The organism is Streptomyces sp. NPDC052020, assembly GCF_040680575.1.
GTDB lineage: Bacteria > Actinomycetota > Actinomycetes > Streptomycetales > Streptomycetaceae > Streptomyces.
In genome coordinates, this window is the sequence record NZ_JBFAWY010000021.1 from 1 (window position 1) to 19,020 (window position 19,020).

General features: G+C 72.8%; 15 protein-coding genes and 1 pseudogene. 7 read left to right on the forward strand and 9 right to left on the reverse strand.

Annotation, left to right across the window (positions count from 1 at the left end; all coding sequences use genetic code 11):
* Both AB0L74_RS21595 and AB0L74_RS21600 read right to left on the reverse strand, forming a co-directional pair.
* Positions 1-249 (reverse strand): annotated as a pseudogene (locus AB0L74_RS21595) (sugar ABC transporter permease); the annotation flags it as partial.
* Positions 250-350: 101 nt separating this feature from the next.
* Positions 351-1,670 (reverse strand): ABC transporter substrate-binding protein, encoded by a 1,320-nt coding sequence (locus tag AB0L74_RS21600; protein WP_365654588.1) that lies wholly within the window; start codon positions 1,668-1,670, stop codon positions 351-353.
* Between the two features lie 269 nt (positions 1,671-1,939).
* Here AB0L74_RS21600 and AB0L74_RS21605 point away from each other — a divergent pair, with 269 nt between their 5' ends.
* Both AB0L74_RS21605 and AB0L74_RS21610 read left to right on the forward strand, forming a co-directional pair.
* Positions 1,940-4,375: a glycoside hydrolase family 2 protein gene (locus AB0L74_RS21605; RefSeq protein ID WP_365654591.1), complete on the forward strand. Its 2,436-nt coding sequence runs from the start codon at positions 1,940-1,942 to the stop codon at positions 4,373-4,375.
* Complete coding sequence (locus AB0L74_RS21610) at positions 4,372-5,412, forward strand: LacI family DNA-binding transcriptional regulator (protein WP_365654594.1); 1,041 nt, start codon at positions 4,372-4,374, stop codon at positions 5,410-5,412. Before AB0L74_RS21605 ends, AB0L74_RS21610 begins: the two co-directional genes overlap by 4 nt.
* A gap of 62 nt (positions 5,413-5,474) precedes the next feature.
* On the opposite strand, the gene AB0L74_RS21615 is transcribed toward AB0L74_RS21610, so the two are convergent.
* From AB0L74_RS21615 to AB0L74_RS21625, 3 genes are all read right to left on the reverse strand, one after another.
* Entirely contained in the window at positions 5,475-6,815 is a 1,341-nt protein-coding gene (locus tag AB0L74_RS21615; protein WP_365654597.1) for a cellulase family glycosylhydrolase, read from the reverse strand.
* 343 nt (positions 6,816-7,158) lie between these two features.
* On the reverse strand, positions 7,159-8,397 hold the full coding sequence (manA, locus tag AB0L74_RS21620; protein ID WP_365654600.1) for a mannose-6-phosphate isomerase, class I: 1,239 nt from the start codon (positions 8,395-8,397) through the stop codon (positions 7,159-7,161).
* 149 nt (positions 8,398-8,546) lie between these two features.
* Positions 8,547-9,620, reverse strand: coding sequence for an ROK family protein (locus AB0L74_RS21625; RefSeq protein WP_365654602.1), 1,074 nt, complete (start codon positions 9,618-9,620; stop codon positions 8,547-8,549).
* 206 nt (positions 9,621-9,826) lie between these two features.
* Here AB0L74_RS21625 and AB0L74_RS21630 point away from each other — a divergent pair, with 206 nt between their 5' ends.
* From AB0L74_RS21630 to AB0L74_RS21640, 3 genes are all read left to right on the forward strand, one after another.
* A complete protein-coding gene (locus tag AB0L74_RS21630) occupies positions 9,827-11,260 on the forward strand; it encodes a GH1 family beta-glucosidase (protein ID WP_365654605.1) in 1,434 nt (477 codons plus the stop codon).
* A gap of 225 nt (positions 11,261-11,485) precedes the next feature.
* Positions 11,486-11,647: a hypothetical protein gene (locus AB0L74_RS21635; protein WP_365654608.1), complete on the forward strand. Its 162-nt coding sequence runs from the start codon at positions 11,486-11,488 to the stop codon at positions 11,645-11,647.
* Positions 11,648-11,847: 200 nt separating this feature from the next.
* Positions 11,848-13,170 carry a glycosyltransferase family 2 protein gene (locus AB0L74_RS21640; RefSeq protein ID WP_365654611.1) on the forward strand — a complete coding sequence of 441 codons (1,323 nt, stop codon included), beginning with the start codon at positions 11,848-11,850 and terminating at the stop codon, positions 13,168-13,170.
* 335 nt (positions 13,171-13,505) lie between these two features.
* Here the strand turns inward: AB0L74_RS21640 and AB0L74_RS21645 are convergent, their stop codons facing one another.
* Entirely contained in the window at positions 13,506-13,811 is a 306-nt protein-coding gene (locus tag AB0L74_RS21645; protein WP_365654613.1) for a hypothetical protein, read from the reverse strand.
* A 482-nt stretch (positions 13,812-14,293) separates the two neighbouring features.
* Positions 14,294-15,202, reverse strand: a complete 909-nt coding sequence (locus AB0L74_RS21650) for a LysR family transcriptional regulator (RefSeq protein WP_365654616.1) — start codon at positions 15,200-15,202, stop codon at positions 14,294-14,296.
* Positions 15,203-15,286: 84 nt separating this feature from the next.
* Between AB0L74_RS21650 and AB0L74_RS21655 the strand changes: the two genes are divergently transcribed.
* Complete coding sequence (locus AB0L74_RS21655) at positions 15,287-15,676, forward strand: RidA family protein (RefSeq protein ID WP_365654619.1); 390 nt, start codon at positions 15,287-15,289, stop codon at positions 15,674-15,676.
* A 159-nt stretch (positions 15,677-15,835) separates the two neighbouring features.
* Here AB0L74_RS21655 and AB0L74_RS21660 read toward each other — a convergent pair whose 3' ends face one another.
* Complete coding sequence (locus AB0L74_RS21660) at positions 15,836-17,359, reverse strand: MFS transporter (protein WP_365654622.1); 1,524 nt, start codon at positions 17,357-17,359, stop codon at positions 15,836-15,838.
* A gap of 104 nt (positions 17,360-17,463) precedes the next feature.
* Here AB0L74_RS21660 and AB0L74_RS21665 point away from each other — a divergent pair, with 104 nt between their 5' ends.
* Entirely contained in the window at positions 17,464-18,363 is a 900-nt protein-coding gene (locus tag AB0L74_RS21665; protein ID WP_365654625.1) for a helix-turn-helix transcriptional regulator, read from the forward strand.
* A gap of 86 nt (positions 18,364-18,449) precedes the next feature.
* Here the strand turns inward: AB0L74_RS21665 and AB0L74_RS21670 are convergent, their stop codons facing one another.
* On the reverse strand, positions 18,450-18,980 hold the full coding sequence (locus AB0L74_RS21670; RefSeq protein ID WP_365654628.1) for a DUF1648 domain-containing protein: 531 nt from the start codon (positions 18,978-18,980) through the stop codon (positions 18,450-18,452).
* Between the last annotated feature and the right edge of the window lie 40 nt (positions 18,981-19,020).

Consider the following 19,020-nt stretch of genomic DNA (forward strand, 5'->3'; position numbering starts at 1 on the left):
GTTGTCGATCCCGGTGAAGTTCCGGTCCGGGCTGACGCCGTCCCAGTCGGTGAAGCTGTAGTAGACCATGTTCGCCACCGGCACGTAGGTGAACGTGACGAGCAGGACCAGGGGGACGGCGAGGAACAGCCACGGGGTGAGGCGGCGCAGCAGACCACCGCGCGGGGGCGCGGAGCGGCGCGTCGTCCGGGGAGGCGGGGCTTCGGCGCGCGGCACCTTCCCGGGTGCCGCGTGGGTCGTCTGGGTCATGTCGGGCCTTTCATCGTCCGCTGATCTGCGACGGGCGGTCGGCCCCGTCCGCTGGGCCGGGCGGGGCCGGTGACGGCTGGTGGAAGGGGAGCCGGCCGGGATCAGGAGCCGGCCGTCGCGGCCGCCTCGTTCCACCTCTTGTCGAGGTCCGCGAAGAAGTCCTCCAGGCTGCCCTTGCGCGCGCCCCGCGCGAGGTCGACCAGCTGCTGGCGGTAGTCGGGCTTGTTCAGGCCGATCTCCGCGGCGTTGTCGATCGCGTTCACCTGGCCGGTCTGCGCCTCGGAGCGCTCCACGAAGGTGACATCGTTGTCAACGAAGTCCTCGAGGGTGCTGGGCATGGGAGCGGACTTCAGCGCGGGCACGGCCCCCTCCTTCGCCGAGAAGCCGGACTTCTCCGTGAACCAGTCGATCCAGGCCCGTGCGGCCGTCTTGTGCTCGGAGTGGATGTTGACCGCCTGCTGGTAGTCGGAGGCGAGGACGGCGCAGTACGTGCCGTCCTTCTGCACGGGGAAGGGCATGAAACCGATGTCGTCGGGGTCGGCGCCGCTCTGCCGGGCCGCCTCGCGCATCTGGCTGATGGCCCAGGAGCCCAGCTGCATGGTGGCGACCTCGCCCTTGGCGATCATCCCCTTGGACGCCTCCCAGTTGGTGGTGGTGGGGTCCTTCTCGGACAGGCCGCCCTTGACGATGTCGTAGAGCACCGAGTCGATCGTGTTCAGCTCGCCGCCCCGCTTCCACGGGGACACCGGACCGGCGAGCTTGTCGTTGGCCTTGGCGTCGCAGGTGACCGAGCCGATGCTGTTGCTCCACGCGGTCAGCGGCCAGGCGTCCTTGAAGTTGGTGTAGTACGGCAGGGCGTCCGTCTTGTCCTCGATCGCCCGCAGGTCCCCGAGGAACTCCTCCGGCGTCGTGGGCCACTCGGTGATGCCGGCCCTCTTCCAGACCGCCCTGTTGTAGACGAAGCCGTTGGCGGTGCCGAAGGTGCTGATGCCGTAGACCTTGCCCGCGACCTCGGCCTTGTCGCTGAAGCGGTACTCGCCGCCCAGCTCCGCGGCGCTGCCCAGCGGGGCGAAGAACTTGGGGTAGTCGTTCTTGGCGACGGCGGCCGGGATCATCAGGACGTCACCGTAGTCGTCGGTGTTCATCCGGATCTTGACCTCCCCCTCGTAGTCGGTGAGGGCCTCGAACTTCACCTTCACCTTGGGGTAGACCTTGTTGAACTCGGCGGCGTACTCGTCCATCGTCCCGTTCTGGACAAGGTCGGTGCGGTGGGTCAGCACCTTGATGGTGCCCGAGGCGTCGGCCGGGTCGGCGGGTGCCTTCGCCGTCTCACCGGTCGCCGTACCCTGGCCACTGCATCCCGCGACGGTCATGATCGCGGCGGCCAGAAGCGCTCCCGTGAGCGTCTTCTTCTTCCCCATGTGCGCAGCTCCTTCAGGATGGCGGCTCTGTTCTGCGGGTGGGATGACGGCACTATGTCAGTCATGGGTTAACCGGTAAAGCTCAGGTTTCGAGCACGATGCCTAATCGTTATTGGAGGGATGGAGAGTGCCGGTCCCCACGTGCGGAGACCGGAGGGCGCGGAGGAGAGACATTGACTAGACCGGTTTATAGACATGGGCTGGGCGGCAGGTTAGGTTGTCCGCCGTTGTCCGTCCACCTGCCTGAGTCAGGCGATTGGAGCCGCACCATGAAGGACGTCACCCAGCTCACCGAGGGCTGGAGCCTGCGCCATGGGGAGGACCTGCTGCCGGCCGCGGTGCCCGGCTGCGTCCACACCGATCTGCTGGCCGCCGGGGTCATCCCGGACCCGTTCCTGGGCCGTAACGAGACCGACGTCGCCTGGGTGGGGCGCCGCGCCTGGACCTACGTCCGCGACCTCGGCCACGACAGCGCGCACGAGCGCACCGATCTGGTCTTCGACGGCCTGGACACGGCCGCGTACATCACCCTGGGGGGCCGCCCCGTCGGCATGACCCGGAACATGCACCGCGGCTACCGGTTCGACGTCACCGGCCGGACCGGGCGGCTGGAGGTCCGCTTCGCCTCCGCCTACGACGAGGCCGCGGCCGTCCGTGCCCTCACGGGGGACCGGCCCAACGTCTACCCGGAGCCGTCGCAGTACATCCGCAAGATGGCCTGCAACTTCGGCTGGGACTGGGGGCCGACCCTGGTGACCGCCGGCATCTGGCGGCCGGTGCGGCTGGAGCACTGGTCCATCGCCCGCATCGCCCGTGTCCGCCCGCTGGTCACCGTGGACGAGGGCACCGGCCGGGTGGAGGTACGGCTGGAGATCGAACGCACCGCCCAGGGGCGGGGACGCCCCCTGAGCGCCGAGGCCCGCCTGGCCGGAGTCCGCGCCGAGGCCCGGCTCGCCGGCGACGAGGCGGTGCTGCGCCTGGAGGTGCCCGACGCGCGCCTGTGGTGGCCGCGCGGTTACGGCGACCAGCCCCTGTACGACCTGGAAGTGACGCTCGGCGACGAGGACGGCCCCCTCGACACCTGGCACCGCCGGATCGGCTTCCGCACCGTCGAGGTGGACCGCTCGGCCGACGAGCACGGCACCGGCTTCACCCTCGTGGTCAACGGCACCCGCGTCTTCGCCCGCGGCGTCAACTGGATCCCCGACGACGCCTTCCCCTCCCGCATCACCCCGGAGCGCTACCGCGCGCGGCTCACCCAGGCCGCCGAGGCCAACGTCGACCTGGTGCGCGTGTGGGGCGGCGGCATCTACGAGGACGACGCCTTCTACGACGCCTGCGACGAACTCGGGCTGATGGTCTGGCAGGACTTCCTCTTCGCCTGCTCCGCCTACCCGGAGGAACAGCCACTGCGCGGGGAGGTGGAGGCCGAAGCGCGTGACAACGTTGTCCGCCTGATGCCGCATCCCTCGCTCGTGCTGTGGAACGGCAACAACGAAAACCTCTGGGGCTTCCGGGACTGGGACTGGGAGCCGGAACTCGCCGGCGACTCCTGGGGCGAGGGCTACTACCTCGGCCTGCTGCCCCGTATCGTCGCCGAGCTCGACCCCACCCGCCCCTACACCGCGGGCAGCCCCTGGTCGGGCTCCTGGGACCACCACCCCAACGACCCGGCGCACGGCACCCACCACTCGTGGGAGGTGTGGAACCGGCAGGACTACGCCGAGTACCGCGCCGACGTGCCCCGCTTCGTCGCGGAGTTCGGCTGGCAGGCGCCGCCCGCGCTGACCACGCTGCGCCGCGCGCTGCCCGGCGAGGAACTCGCCCCCGACTCCCCCGGCATGCTGCACCACCAGAAGGCCGAGGACGGCAACGGCAAGCTGCGGCGAGGAGTGGAGCGGCACTTCACCGTGCCCGAGGACGACTTCGACCGCTGGCACTATCTGACCCAGCTCGTGCAGGCCCGGGCCGTGGCCGAGGGCATCGAGCACTGGCGCTCGCACTGGCCGGTGTGCGCGGGCACCGTCGTCTGGCAGCTCAACGACTGCTGGCCGGTCACCTCCTGGGCCGCCATCGACGGCGACGGCCGCCTCAAGCCCCTCTACCACGAGCTGCGCCGGGTCTACGCGGACCGGCTGCTGACCCTGCGTCCCGACGCCGGCGGACTGGTGCTCGCCGCCGTCAACCAGTCCGCCGCGGCCTGGCGGACGACGGTGACCCTGCGCCGGGTCCAGGCGGACGGCACCGTGCTGCGGGAGACCGCCCTCGACCTCGCCGTCGACCCGCGCGCCGTCACCCGTCTCGCCCTGCCCGAGGAGCTCGTACCGGCCGCGCGGTCCGCGAAGGAGTTCCTGGTCGCCGATGCGCCGGAGTCTCCCAGCCCCGGCGAGGCGGAGAGCGGGGGAGGGCTGCGCGCCCTGCACTTCCCCGTCCCTGACAAGGACTTCGCCCACCCCCGGCCGCGCTTCGACGTCACGGTGGAGCCCGTGCCCGGGCAGAGGGATAGAGTCGACGTCGTGGTGAGCGCCCATACCCTCGTCAGAGACCTGCTGCTCCAGGCCGACCGGCTGGGCCCGGCCGCGGTGTGCGACCGCGGCCGGCAGACCCTCCTGCCCGGCGAGCGGACCCGTATCCGCGTGCGCGGCTGCGGCACCGTCACCGCCGACGACGCCAGGGCCGCCCTGTTCTGCGTGGACCCGGTGTGAGCGCCTCCACCGACCGCGTCACCATCAAGGACGTCGCGGCCCGGGCCGGGGTGTCCAAGGGGGCGGTGTCGCTCGCCTTCAACCACAAGCCCGGGGTCTCCCAGGCCACCCGTGAGCGGATCTTCGCGGCGGCCCGGGAGCTGGGCTGGGCCCCCAGCGCGACCGCGCGCAGCCTGTCCAGTCAGCGGGTCGACATCATCGGGCTGGCCCTGTGCCGGCCCGCCCGGCTGCTCGGCCTGGAGCCGTTCTACATGGACTTCGTCTCGGGCATCGAGAGCGTCCTCGCGGAGCGGTCCTGTTCGCTGCTGCTGCGGCTGGTGCGCGACCTGGACGAAGAGATCGACGTGTACAAGGAGTGGTGGCGCGGCCGGATGATAGCCGGGGCGATCCTGGTGGACTTCCGCGAGGACGATCCCCGGGTGCCCGCCCTGCGCGGGCTCGGCCTGCCCGCGGTCGCCGTGGGCCACCCCTCCCTCACGGGCCCGTTCCCGGCGGTGTGGACGGACGACGCGTCCGCGGTCGCCGAGGCCGTCCGGTACCTGGCGGCGCTCGGCCACCGCCGGATCGCCCGGGTCGGCGGCCCGGCCGACCTGGGGCACAGCGCCATCCGGGCGCGCGCGTTCACGGCCACGACCCGTGAGCTCGGCCTGGAGGAGGCCCGGCAGATCGCCACCGGGTTCGACGAGAAGGAGGGGGCCCGCGCCACGCGCTCGCTGCTGCTCGCCGCCGACCGGCCCACCGCGATCGTCTACGACAACGACATCATGGCGGTCGCGGGCGCGGGGGTGGCGGCCGAGATGGGCTGCACGGTCCCCGACGATCTGTCGCTGCTGGCCTGGGACGACTCACAGCTGTGCCGGATCACCCATCCGACGCTGTCGGCCATGAGCCACGACGTGCACCACTTCGGCGCCGAGGTCGCGCGCGTGCTCTTCGACGTGATCGGCGGCGCGCACACCGCCGGCCATCAGGTGCCGACGCCGTCGCTGACCCCGCGCGGTTCCACCGCCCCGGCACCGGGCGCGCACTCCCCGTGACGGGGGAAGGGCCGCGTCCGGCGCGGACGCGGCCCTCTGGCCTGCCGGGAGGCAGGCGGATGTCAGGTCTTGGCGCAGGTGCCGCCGTTGAGGGCGAAAGCGGCCGGGACGCCGTTGCTCCCCTCGGACGAACCGTTGAAGCCGAAGCTCACCGTGCCGCCGGCCGGGATGGTCTGCGTCCAGGACTCGTGGGCGGCCCGGACCTCGCTGCCCTGCTGGACGGCCTTGGCGTTCCATACCTGGTTGAGCCGCTGCCCGCCGGGGAAGGCGAACGCGAGCTGCCAGCCCTTGACGGCGGTCGTGCCGGTGTTGCGGATGGTGACGTCCGCGTTGAACCAGTTGCCCCAGTCACTGATGCGGTAACTGACCGCGCAGCTTCCGGTGGCCGCACCGCCGTCGCCGAAGACGGCGGCTTCTCTGGCCGTCTGCCGGATGCCGTCGGGGCCGGAGAAGACGCGCTGCCCCCAGGCGGTGAGGCGCGCGGCGTCGAAACCGGTGGCCATGTCCAGGTACTCGACACCCTCGCCGTTCCCGCTCCACGACCAGCCGAGGTACCCCACCCCGAGCCGCTGCGCGGTGGACATGATGGCGGCCTCGTCCGGATCGCCGTCCGAGTGCAGGTCGCCGAATTCCCCGACGACGATGGGAAGGCGCTGGGAAGTGAACCGGTTAAGGTAATCCTTGACCTTGTCGGCGGTGTTGAACACGCCGTACATGTGGATGGAGAACACCGTGTTCTTCGCGGGGTCCGCGGCGAATACCTCCGCGGCGTGGTCACGCATCGTGAAAGACCAGTCCTGGCCCCAGTTGGGGGCGTCGGCCATGAGCGTGTGCTCGAATCCGGCCGCCCGCATGCGGCCGATCGCGTCCTTGGTGCCGGCGGTCCACGGCGTGGCTCCGGAATCGCCGTTGCCGTACGGCTCGTTCCCGATGTTCAGGATGACGTACTTCTCCTGGCCCTTCACCGCGTCCGCGACGCTGATCCAGTAGTCGACGGCGCGGGCGAGCGTGACGGCTCCGGCCTGCTCGCCGTAGCCGGTGGTGTCGTGCGCCTCCAGGACGCAGACGAGCCGGTTCTGCCTGCACTGCGATACGACGGCCGCGACGTCGGCGGTGTCGTTCCTGGTCCAGCGGTCACCCGTGGCGAGCACCACGCGCACGGAGTTGGCGCCCAGCGCCTTGATGTCCCTCAGGGCCTGCGGCGTCCTGGTGGGGTACCAGGCGTGGGCGTGGTTGACGCCCCGCAGGACGAAGTCCTCGCCGCTCGCGTCCACGAGCCGGCCGTCGGCGACGCGGAAGCCCGGTGGGGCCGGCGTCGCCGCCTGCGCGGGGGCGGGTGCGGCGAGGACCGCGGCGGCCATGGCCAGCAACGCTCCCGCCGCGGTGGCCAGTTTCTTCCTCATGCTGCTCCCAAGGTGGTGGCTCGTGCGGCCGGGGGCCGGGCGGACCCGGGCCGCGCGAGCCCTGCCGATCATGGTGGGGTTCTCGTTCCCGGCTCGTCCGCTCCGTTCCGGCCAGGCGCCGGCGGATCGGAAAGGGAAAGACTCGAGCCGGTTGGATATCCCGCTGCCCGGGTTTCGGAAAGCGGCTCACGCCGGGCAGCGGGACGCTGAGCCGCCGACGAAATCCCCCCTTGGCGTTGTCGCATCGAAGAGATGGCGGAAAAGGGTCCTTCGTTCGGCGGCTGGCAGAGAGGCTAGAACGAGTCGCCCACGCGTACAACAGTCTGCGCGAAACCGGTTAAGTTTAGTTGGGGTTCAGTTGCCGGTCCTCCGGTGCGGTGGCGGCCCGGAACGTGCCTTGCGGTGCGGTGGTGGCCCGGAACACCGTTCCCGCACCGGAGACGGTGACCTCCTCCCGCGCCGGGACGTAGGCGGACCCACCCGCCGCGAGCACGACCTCGCCGCCGGAGCCGGTGAGGCGGATCGTGCCCTCCGTGCACACCAGGATCTGCGGCCGGGACCCGGGCAGGACGCGGGGCCGGTCCCCCGCGTCACACACGAGACGTGACAGCCGGAAGTCGTCGACGGGCGCCGGGTACACCTCTTCGCCGTCCCCTTCGCGCACCGGGTGCACCACCGGCGTCGGGAGCGCGGTGAAGCGGACGACGCGCAACAGTTCGGGGACGTCCACGTGCTTGTTCGTCAGGCCGCAGCGCAGGACGTTGTCCGAGGCCGCCATGATCTCCACGCCCAGCCCCCGGAGATAGGCGTGGGGTACCCCCGCCCCGAGGAACAGGGCCTCGCCGGGCGTGAGCCGGACGTGCCTGACCAGCAGGGCGGCCGGCACACCGGGGTCGCCCGGGTACGCCCGGGCGAGCCGGTCGTACACCGCGAACTCCTCCCGCAGCGGGCCCGGCCGCCGGGCGGCGGACGCCAGTGCGCCGCCGACGTCGGCCAGCCGGCCCGGGGAGAGGGAGAGGAACGCGGAGAAGACCTCCCGCAGCGCCGGTTCCTCCGGGGCCGAGCGGAGCTTTCGGGCGTACGGGGCGGACCAGTCCAGCTCCAGGCCGTCCAGCAGACCGGCACTCTCCCGCGGCGGCCGGAATCCGCAGAGGCCCTCGAACGGGGTGAGGGCGACGATCATCTCCGGCTTGTGCTGCGGGTCCCGGTAGGTGCGGTGCGGTGCGTCGAGCGGGATGCCCCGGGCGTTCTCCAGCTCGTATCCGGCGGCTGCCCGGGCCCGGTCGGGGTGCACTTGCAGCGACAGCGGGGCATCCGCCGCCAGCAGCTTGACGAGAAAGGGCAGCCGCTGCCCGAAGCGACGCACGACCGCGTCGCCCAACTCGCCCCGCGGGTCTTCCTCGATGATCCGGTCCAGTCCTCGCATACGTCCGCCGCGTTCCACCCGGGAGGGCGCGCCGGGATGCGCGCCCATCCACAACTCGGCCTGCGGAGAGCCGTCCGGGGCGGTGCCCATGAGCGCGGGCAGCGCGGTGGCCGAGCCCCAGGGGTAGGGACGGACGGTGTTGATGAGGCGGTCCACGCGGTTTCCTTTCAGACTGCCGACCGCCGCGCGGTGTCCGTGCGGGCGGTGAGCTGGGCGGGTGCCGGCCGTACGCCGGACAGCCGTACGGCCGGAACGGGTAAGAGGCGTGCGTGCCGCGAGGTCGCGGCACGGGCGCGGCCGGTCCGTCACCCGAGGGCGGTACCGCCTCGCGGAGGAAGGGACGTCCTGGGACCGGGCACCGCGCCGCCGCCGGACACCCGGGCACCGGCCGCCCCCGCAGGTCCCCCCGGGGCCGGGGCGGGAGCGCCCGCGGTCCCCGCCGAGCCCCCGACGGAGCCGGCGGCGACGGCTGCGGCGCCGATGAGCCCGGCGTCCAGAGCCAGTTCGGCCGGCACGATCGGTACGTCGCGCGTGAAGTCGAGGGCCGCGTAGTCGGACATGTACCGGCGCAGGGGAGCGAACAACGTGTCACCGGCCTGGGCCACACCTCCGCCGATCACGACGAGGTCGAGTTCGACCAGGGCGGTCGTCGCGGCGATCGCGGCCGCCAGGGCCTGGGCGGCCCGCTCGTAGGCGGCCCGGGCGACGGGGTCGCCCAGGCGGGCCGCGGCGGCGACGCCCTGCGCGGTCGGGGCGACGCCCGCGGGCGGTGTCCAGCCGGCCGCCAGGGCGTGTGCGGCGATCGCGGTCCCGCTCGCGAGCCCTTCCACACAGCCCCGGGCGCCGCACGGGCAAGCGGACCCGTCGAGGTCGACGGAGATGTGCCCGATGTGCCCCGCGTTCCCGGTGCGACCGGCGTGCAGCCGCCCGCCGAGGATCAGCCCGCCGCCGATGCCCGTGGAGACCACCATGCACAGCGCGCTGTCCACACCGCGAGCGGCTCCCCGCCAGTGCTCGGCCGCCGTCATCGCGACGGCGTCTCCGACCAGCACGGGGTCCGTGCGCGCGGGCAGCAGCGGATGGGAACGGACCCGCTCGACCAGCGGAAATCCGCGCCAGCCCGGGATGTTGACCGGGCTCACGGTTCCGGCGGCCCGGTCCACCGGACCCGCGCTCGCGATGCCGAGGCGCGACAGATCCCGCCAGGCGGGGTGGCCGGAGAGTTCGTCCAGCACGCCGGTCACGGCGCCCATCAGTGTCTCGGCCGGCTCGCGGGCGGGGGTGGGACGTTCCGCCCGTAGGAGCAGGCGCCCCTGCGGATCCACGAGTGCTCCGGCGATCTTCGTGCCACCGATGTCGAGCGCTCCGTATACGACCATCGCGGTCAGTCCTTCCTTGCGCACTGCGGGATTCAGCCACCCGTGGACGGCCACTCTGCACACTGCTGACAACGTTGTCTAGCCGCGTCGCGCAGTTGAGTACGGGTTTAGTAAATTCGTAGGCGGTGAGACGCTCTACCTGTACAGAACCGGTTTAGTTGCTGAAGATCCTAGCTGTACCGTCAGCGACAGGACACGGACATCTCGTGAGTGACTTTCCTTCCTTCCCGCCCGATTTCGTCTTCGGCGCGGCCACCGCCGCCTTCCAGATCGAAGGAGCGACCCGCGAGGACGGCCGTGGCCCCTCGATCTGGGACACGTTCGTACGGCGTCCCCGGGCGGTTCTCGGGGGCGACACCGGTGACGTGGCGTGCGACCACTACCACCGGTACCGGGAGGACATCGCCTTGCTGAAGGAGCTGGGTGTGCGGTCCTACCGGTTCTCCGTCAGCTGGCCACGGGTACAGCCCACCGGCTCGGGCCCGTTCAACGCGGCGGGACTCGATTTCTACGAGCGCCTGGTCGACGGCCTGCTGGACGCGGGCATCGAGCCCGCCGCGACGCTCTACCACTGGGACCTGCCCCAGGCGCTCGAGGACGAGGGCGGCTGGCGCAACCGTGACACGGCCCATCGGTTCGCCGACTACGCGCGGTCGGTCGCCGAAGCCCTGGCGGACCGGGTGCCCCGGTGGATCACGCTCAACGAGCCGTGGTGCAGCGCCTTCCTGGGGTACGCGAGCGGTCACCATGCTCCGGGTGCCCGCGAGGGGACTCCGGCGCTCGCCGCCGCGCATCACCTTCTCCTCGGCCACGGCCTGTCCGTGCCGGTGCTGCGGGAGGCGGGCGCCCGCGAGGTCGGGATCACGCTCAACCCCGACCACGTCACCCCCGCCACGAGCGGCCCCGGGGACGTGGCCGCGGCGCTGCGTGCCGAGACCCAGCGCAACCTGATGTGGACCGAGCCGCTGCTCACAGGGCGCTACGCGGACGGCGAGGACGACACCTGGGGGGAGCTGATCCGACATCAGTCCTTCCGTCGTGACGGGGACCTCGGCGTCATCGCCGCGCCGCTGGACTTCCTCGGCATCAACTACTACACCCCCTCGGTCGTCCGGGCCGCGCCGTACCGGGACGAGGACCCGCTCTCACGCGCGGCGGACGACAACCGCTTCGAAGGGGTCGGGATCCCGCGGACCAGGCGCACGGCCATGGGCTGGCCCGTCGTCCCGCACACCTTGCGCGACCTGCTCGTCGGCCTGCGCGAACGCTACGGAGCCGCGCTGCCGCCGATCCACATCACGGAGAACGGCTCCGCCGAGAACGACGTGCCGGCGCCCGACGGAGCCGTCCACGACACCGACAGGATCTCCTACCTGGACGGCCACCTCAGGGCCGTCGCGGCCGCGATCGCCGACGGCGTCGACGTACGCGGCTACTACGTGTGGTCACTCCTCGACAACTTCGAATGGGCCTACGGCTACGGCAAGCGGTTCGGTCTCGTGTACGTGGACTATGCCACCCAGCGGCGCATCCCGAAGGACAGCTACCACTGGTACCAGGCCCTGATCACCGCTCAGGAGAGGGGGACCACTGGCCCGGGACTCGTCCGGCCGGTCCCCGGCGGTCGGCCGACTCGGTGATCCGGGCGGGGCGGCCCGGTCCGTCGTCCCGTAGCTCCCGTCGACCGCTGCCGCTTCGGGGCGCCGCCCGGCCCGGTGCGTCGACGGCCGAGCGCCCGGGACGGCACCCCCGGGTCGGGGCCCGGAGCGCCCTGTGGGGACTCACCGGTGAGATGCTTCGGGATATTACCTTTTATCCTGTTTATCCTCTTAGGGCGAAAGATCTGCTCCGAGAGGATTGACGTTATGCCGTACAGCTCGATCACAGGTCCGGGCGGGGCGCTGGCGGCCACCGGACTCGCTGCCGGGCAGGCGTGGCTCGCAGTGGTGTGCGCGGTGCTGGTCGTGACCGGCGTCGCGCTGGTGCGCCTGACGTTCCGGCGCGGCCGAGGGCCGGTCTCCCGGTGACGGAGCGGAGGGGCGGCGGGACGGCTCACCGCACGGAGACGGCCGGGCCGGACACGGATCCCGTCGCGGGTACGCCTGTCCTGCGAGCGGACGGTGGGCGGGTCGCCCAGGCCGCGCCGCCGCCGGCCGGTTGGCCCGGCGTCGCCGCGCCGCCCCACGCGTGGCACGCCCCGTCGTGGGTCCTGTGTCTGCTCGGGGTGGTGCCGCTGACCGGGTTCGCCGCCTGGGGTATCGCGCACGCGGTGTCCGTCGTCGGGGCGCTGGACGGGGACGGCGACCGGTTCATGTCGGTGCCGTGGCTGGTGTCGTTCCTGCTGCTGTGGTGGGTGCCGCTCGCCTGGCTCGAACGCGCCCGCACCCCGGCGGAGCCCGAGGACACGGCCGCCCTGGACGCTCTCACCGTCACCGTGCAGATCCCCGTCTACAACGAGGACCCGGCCGCACTCCGGGCCTGTCTGCATTCGGCGCTGGCCCAGTCACGGCCCGTCACCCGGGTGCGGGTGGTGGACGACGGATCGGCGCACCCCGACGGCATCCCCCTGACGTACGACGACGTCCGAGCCGAACTCCACCGGCAAGCGGCGGCCCGCGGGATCGAGGTGACCTGGGACCGCACCGCCAACCGCGGCAAACGCCACGCACAGATGCACGTCCTCGCCCACGACGACGCCGACATCTTCGTCACGCTCGACAGCGACTCCGTCCTCGACGTGGACGCCATCGCCGAAGGGCTCAAGCCGTTCGCCGACCCCAAGGTGCAGTCCGTCGCCGGGCAGGTCATCGTCCTCAACCACGACGTCAACGCCCTCACCCGGCTGATCTGTCTGCTCTATCTGCCCTTCACCCGCGGACTGCGCAGCGCCCAGTCCGTGCTCAGGAGGGTCACCATCAACTCCGGCACGCTCGCCTTCTACCGGGCCGAGCTCGTGCGGCGGGCGGCGGGCGCCTATGAGAACGAGCAGTTCCGCGGCCGGCCCATGCAGATGAACGACGACTCGATGCTGACGTTCTACGCGCTGCTCGCCGGCGACACCGTGCACCAGCCCTCCTCACTGGTCTTCACCCTGGCCCCGCAGCGCTGGACGCACTACCTGCGCCAGCAGATGCGCTGGATGCGCGGCACCACCGTCCGCCACCTGTGGTGGCTGCGCTACATGCCTCTCACCGGCATCGTGTTCTGGACCACCGTCGCCGAGTACCTGCACATCGCCCTCACCCTCGCCATCCCCGCGGTGCTGATCGCCCACCCGGTATACCGCGGGCATCTGGATACCGTCGCCCTGCTCGGGGTGCTCATCGCCGTGATCATGAGCTACCTGATGGCCCTGCGGCTGTTCACCGTCGGGCGCACCGACATGAGCACCCGGCAGACCCTGCTGCTGTTCGCCGCCGCGCCGCTCGCCGCCCTGTGGCGCGCGCTGTTCCTGCGCCCCCTGTACCTGTACGCGATGGCCACCTGCCACCGCGTCAACCGCTGGGGCACCCGAAAGAGCATCGAGGTCGACCTCGCCGGCGCCAGGTGACGCCGGCCCGCTCGCAGCCGGGACCGCTTCCCCCCAGCGGCCCCAGCGCGGCAGAGCCCGCCGCGTTCCCCTCTGAGCGGGTGGAGCAGCCGTCCGCGGGGCCGGCACGCACGGCCGCGCGTGCCGGCGATCCCGTGTGCGCGGCGGCACGGCGTCCGCCGGGGCACGGGCCGCCGGGCGCCCGGGAGTTCGGTGCCGACGGGCGGGGTCCCGTACGGCTCCCGCCGCTGTGGCCGGCTCGGCGACCGGCCGGCCCGCTGCCGGGACAGAGCCACACCGCGCCCGGGTGCGGGCCGCCGCGGGTGACGGGGGAGCCCGTCCGCCCCGCCGCCGGCTCAGGCCGGCATCACCCGTACCTCGCCACTGAGGCGGTCGGTCCGCACCGCGTAGCCCGCCTGCGTGAGGATCTCCCACAGCGCCTGACGCAAGGCGCCGCGAATCCCCTCGTACTCCGCGTTCTGCCGCCCGGCGGGGTCCAGCTCCTGCCCGGGCACCCACCTCACTATCACCGCGTCCGGCTCCCGGTGGACCCTCAGTCCGGTCCCTTCGCCGGCGTTCACCGAGGCGATGTCGAACCCCGCGCGGGCCAGTGTCCGGCACACGTCGACGAACAAGAGCTCCACGGCGTCTTCAGCGATCATGCGCAGAACCTACACAGTGCGCCACGGGCATCGAGAAGCACCCACCCAGCGGAGCCAACGCCCCCGGGCGCGACAGGGCGCAGCGGCCGCAGGGGTGTGGTCCGGCAGGCTCGCGATCCGGCCTGCGCACTCCGACAGCCTGCCCGAACCCCGGCACCCGCCACGGCCCTTCCGCATCCCGGCTGACCCGGCTCGGCCCGGCGGCGGGAGGAGAACCCCGGCCCGGACGAGCCCGCGGTCGTCGTGATGGCCCGGACCGCGCGGGAGCCGATCAAGGCCTGCGTGCCGGAGCTGTACCGGCTCGGGGAGACGGGCCCGCGGTAGACAGGGCTCGGGAGTAGCCGGCGCGCGGCCGGGCACTTCCCGCAGCGGCGCGCGCCCGGGCCTCGAACGGCCCGGCGGGGCCAGGGCGGCCGACGACAACGCGGCCGGGGCGCGCGGTGCCGGCCCCGAGAGAGCCCGGCAACGTCCGCGTGAGGGGTCTACGGCCCGTCCGGCGGTTCGTGGGTGACCATGGCCAGCAGGTTGGCCACCAGCGGACTCCGGTCGTTCCTGCGCCAGGCGACGGCGACCCGGGTGCGGGCCGTGCCGGGCTCGATCCCGCGGAAGGCCACCCCTCGCAGGCGGATGCGCCGGATGCTCGCGGGCGCCAGGGAGACCCCCAGGCCGGCTTCCACCAACGCGCAGACGGTCTGCCACTCCACGGCGCGCTGGACCACGCGGGGCGTGAAGCCGGCCGTGGCGCACAGACCGGTGATCTGGTCGTGCAACCGGGGGCCGACCTCGCGGGGCAGGAGCACGAAGGGCGAGTCCGCCAGCCCCGTGAGCGGTACGGTTCGCCGGGCCGCGAGCGGGTGCGCGGACGGCAGGACGGCCACGAAAGGCTCCCGCAGCACCGTCGCGAACGCGAGTCGCGGGGCGTCGGCGGGCGGTTCACGCAGCAGCCCGATGTCGATGGTGCCGTCGTGCAGGGCGGCGAGCTGCGGAGCGGTGGTCATCTCGTGGATGCCCAGCCGCACCTGGGGGTACCGGTCCCGGAAGGCGCGCAGCAGGCCGGGCAGGACCGTCAGGGCGAGGGAGGCGGCGAAGCCGATGCGCAGGTGGCCCGCCTCGCCGCTGCCGACGGCGCGGGCCGCCGCGAGACCGTCGGCGAGGCCGGTGAGGACCTGCCGGGCGGCGGGCAGCAGCTCCCGGCCTGCCGGGGTGAGCGTGACGCGTCCCGGTCCGCGGCTGAACAGCGCGTGTCCGACCTTCTCCTCCAGGCGCCTGATCTGCTGGCTCAACGGGGGCTGGGCGATGCCCAGGCGGGCGGCCGCGTGACCGAAGTGGAGTTCCTCGGCGAGTACGGCGAAGGCGTGCAGCTGGGCGAGGGGAAGTTCGGGGCGCTCCATGCGCCCAGAGATATCAGCAGGGATATCGGATCATGCCGGTGGCTGTATTAGACGTATCCGGGCTGGTCACTTAGCGTTCGGCGCATGACAGAGCGACGCGCGATCCTCAGCGGCTCGACCTTTGAGGAGCAGATCGGCTATGCCCGCGCCGTGGTCGACGGCGACTGGGTGCACGTGTCCGGGACGACCGGATTCGACTACGCCACCATGACGATCTCGGACGACGTGGTGGAACAGGCCGCACAGTGCCTGCGCAACATCGAGGCCGCGCTGGCCGAGGCGAAGTGCACCTTCACCGACGTGGTGCGGGTGCGGTATCTGCTGCCCGAGCGCGAGGACTTCGAGCCCTGCTGGCCCGTTCTGCGCCGCGCCTTCGGCGACGTCCGGCCCGCCGCCACCATGCTGGTGTGCGGGCTCGCCGACCCCCGTATGAAGATCGAGATCGAGGTGTACGCACGACGGGCCACGGCCTGACGTCCGTCCGGTCGGAACCGGCGGAACAGGCGGCGGGGCTGAGGGACGCGGGGCGGGAGCCGCCGCTCAGGGGCCGTTCGGAGCGTGCCGAACGGCCCCTGTGACCATGTTCCCCGGTACGAGCGGCCGCTCGTGCCCGGGCCGGAGACGCGGCCGGGGTCAGCGCAGGCCGCCCGCGTCGCCGACCCGGGCGACGGGTGCCGCGCCGGTGCCGTCCGCGCCGGACAGTCTCCGCGGTATCCAGCGCACGGTCGCGACGGCCAGCGCGCAGTGCAGGACGCCGGCGGCGAGGGCGACGGCGTGCAGGCCGGTGACGAAGGCGGACTTCGCGTCGCCGATCACCTCGGGTGCCAGGCCCGGGAGGCGCAGCGTCTCGTCGAGGGTGCCGGCCAGGCCCGGTCCTTGGAGCCTGAACAGCAGCGCGGCCAGCGAACCGAGGAGGGCGATGCCGAGGGCGTTGCCGATCTCGTTGCCGGTCTCGGCGATCGCCGCCGCGGAACCGGCGCGTTCGGCGGGAACCGCGGCGACGGCGGTGTCCGCGACGACGCTGAAGGAGATGCCGTACCCCAGGGCGGCGACGACGGTGGAGGCCACGTACCAGCCGATCCCGCCGGAGACCGTGGTGAGCGCCAGCAGGAACACCCCGGCGGCGACCAGGACATGGCAGGTGATGAGCGCCGCCCGGGTGCCGATCCGGGCGACCAGCGCCGGGGTGACGACGCAGGTGACGGTGAGGACGGTGGCGCCGGGGAGCGCGAGGAGGGCCGCCCGCAGGACGGGCAGGCCGTGGACGGACTGGAGGTAGACGCCGGTCAGATAGGCCGTCGCCGACCACGCGGCCAGGGGCAGCAGCCCGGTGACGACCGCGATCGTGAACACCCGGTCACGGAAGAGACGGAGGTCGATCAGCGGGTGCTCCAGGCGCAGTTGCCGCCGGGCGAACCAGCCCAGCACCGCCACACCGGCGGCGCCGGCGGCCGCCGAGGCCCCCGTGAACCCCTCCGCCGCGGTGTGCTTGACCGCGTAGACGGCCGGCAGCATGCCCGAGACGGACAGCACCACGCTCAGGACGTCGATACGGCCCGTGCGCGGGGCGCGTACCTCGCGGAGCAGGACCGGGGCGAGCAGCAGGAACAGCAGGACTACGGGAAGGTTGACCAGGAAGACCGACCCCCACCAGAAACGGCTCAGCAACTGCCCGCCCACGACCGGGCCGATCGCGAACCCGGCGGCGAAGGCGGCGGCGAAGATCCCGATCGCTTTGGCCCGCCGGCGCGGATCGGTGAACAGCTCGCTCAGCACCGCGAGCGCCGACGGCAGCAGGGTCGCCCCCGCCACGCCCATCAGCGCCCGGAACGCGATCAGCAGCTCCGGCCCGGAGGCCAGCGCCGCCCCCGCCGAGCCGGCGCCGAACACCGCCGCGCCGGTCATCATCAGCCTGAGCCTGCCGTACCGGTCGCCGATGCCGCCGAACGCGATCAGCAGGGACCCGACCGCGAACCCGTAACCGTCCAGGATCCACAACGCCTGACCGGCGGTCGGCTCCAGGGCGTCGGTCACCGCGGGCATCGCCAGGAACAGGACCGAACCGTCCATCGCCACCAGCAGGACCGGCCCCAGGACCACCAGCAGGCCGAGCCAGGCCCGCAGTTCGGGAGAGAGGGAAACGCGCTGTCGGTTCATGCCCACGACGGTGCGGCGCCCGCCCGGCCGGCCACCAGCCACCCGCCGTGGGTACACCTGACAGGGGCACCCACGAACGGGCCGTTCCGCCTACCCTCGCGGACATGGAGCTGGAGAGTCTCGGGGCCTTTCTCAAGACCCGCCGCGACCGGGTCACGCCCGCCGACGTCGGACTGCGCACCTACGGCACCGCCCGCCGCGTACCGGGTCTGCGCCGCGAGGAGCTCGCCCAGCTCGCCGGGGTGAGCGCCGGTTACTACACCCGGCTGGAACAGGGGCAGGCCGGTACGGCCTCCCGGCAGGTCCTCGACGCGCTCGCCCGCGTCCTCGGCCTCGACGCCGTCGAGACCGCGCACCTGCACAACCTCGCCCGCCGGCCCGCCGCGCCCCGTCCGGTCCGCCCCCGCCCCGAAGAACCGCATCCGCGGGTGCTGGCGCTCCTGGCGTCCCTCGGCGAGACCACACCGGCCGTCGTGCTCGGGCGGCGCGGCGATGTGCTGGCCTGGAACCGCGCCGGACACGCCCTCGTCGCGGAGCACGTCGACTTCGACGCGCCCCGGGACCCGTCGGCACGGCCGTCCGTGCCCCGGATGTTCTTCCTCGACCCCCTCTCCCGCGACCTGTACCGCAACTGGGCCGAACTCGCCCGCGTCCACGTCGCCTACCTGAGGCTCACCGCGGGCCGGTATCCCACGGACGCGGCGCTGGTCGAACTCATCGGCGAACTCGCCATCCACAGCGGCGACTTCGCCACCCTGTGGGCACAAGGCGACGTCGCCGACTGCACCGTCGGCAGGATGCGCCTGCGCCACCCCACCGTCGGCGGGGTCGACGTCGACTACCAGGTGTGGCTCCAGCCCGACAGCCCCGGCCACCGCCTCGAGGTCTACACGCCCAACGACAGCGCCTCCGCCGACGCGCTGCGCCTGCTGTCCCGCCAGGCCGCCGGCCGGCGGGAGCCCGAGGCCGCCCCGGCCGGGGCGCCCCGACGCCCGGCCCCGTGAACCGCCCGGGAGGCTCCGCGGACCCTCGCGCCACCGTGCCGCCCGGCCGGGACCCGGGCCTTCACCGCCGCCTCTCGCGGCCCGCCTCAGAGCTTCCGGTCGCGCACGGCGGCCACGATCGTCAGCGCGGTCCCGGCGAGGAGCGGCAGGCCCATCGCGGCGAACAGCCAGGCGGGCACGTCCGGTTCGGGCGCGGAGCGCCACAGAACGCCGCAGGCGGCCAGGAACGACACGCCGACGCACGTGTCGAACAGCAGCAGGGCCCGCGCGGCCCGGCGCGCCGAGGCACGGCTGCCGGGCCGGTTCAGCAGGGACACGGACGCCCGGGCGGACGCGGACGACACCCCCTCACCGTCCGGCAGTTCGTCACGGGGCGTCGTCCGCAGCGTCAGCTCCGCGCACCCCGCCAACAGCACCGTGATCCCCGCGTACACGAAGACGAGCACGAACGCGCTGCCGATCGACCGGTCCGTCCAGGCGTCCACGCCGCCGGGGCCGATGTGCTGCGGTATCCGCGCCGGCAGCCGCGGGTAGCGGACCGCGCCCCACACGGCCAGGACGACCAGCAGGACGGCATTGGGAAGCAACCAGAACCGGACCGGAGGGGACCACACCATGAAACCGATCTTGCCCTGCCGGCACGGTCGTGGACAGACC

Bases quoted from the DNA above. Each gene is read 5' to 3' on its own strand.
- AB0L74_RS21670 (WP_365654628.1), bottom strand. From the start codon at position 18,980: ATGGTGTGGTCCCCTCCGGTCCGGTTCTGGTTGCTTCCCAATGCCGTC.
- AB0L74_RS21615 (WP_365654597.1), bottom strand. From the start codon at position 6,815: ATGAGGAAGAAACTGGCCACCGCGGCGGGAGCGTTGCTGGCCATGGCC.
- AB0L74_RS21625 (WP_365654602.1), bottom strand. From the start codon at position 9,620: ATGGTCGTATACGGAGCGCTCGACATCGGTGGCACGAAGATCGCCGGA.
- AB0L74_RS21660 (WP_365654622.1), bottom strand. From the start codon at position 17,359: ATGAACCGACAGCGCGTTTCCCTCTCTCCCGAACTGCGGGCCTGGCTC.
- AB0L74_RS21655 (WP_365654619.1), top strand. From the start codon at position 15,287: ATGACAGAGCGACGCGCGATCCTCAGCGGCTCGACCTTTGAGGAGCAG.
- AB0L74_RS21635 (WP_365654608.1), top strand. From the start codon at position 11,486: ATGCCGTACAGCTCGATCACAGGTCCGGGCGGGGCGCTGGCGGCCACC.
- AB0L74_RS21605 (WP_365654591.1), top strand. From the start codon at position 1,940: ATGAAGGACGTCACCCAGCTCACCGAGGGCTGGAGCCTGCGCCATGGG.
- AB0L74_RS21650 (WP_365654616.1), bottom strand. From the start codon at position 15,202: ATGGAGCGCCCCGAACTTCCCCTCGCCCAGCTGCACGCCTTCGCCGTA.
- AB0L74_RS21600 (WP_365654588.1), bottom strand. From the start codon at position 1,670: ATGGGGAAGAAGAAGACGCTCACGGGAGCGCTTCTGGCCGCCGCGATC.
- AB0L74_RS21645 (WP_365654613.1), bottom strand. From the start codon at position 13,811: ATGATCGCTGAAGACGCCGTGGAGCTCTTGTTCGTCGACGTGTGCCGG.
- AB0L74_RS21665 (WP_365654625.1), top strand. From the start codon at position 17,464: ATGGAGCTGGAGAGTCTCGGGGCCTTTCTCAAGACCCGCCGCGACCGG.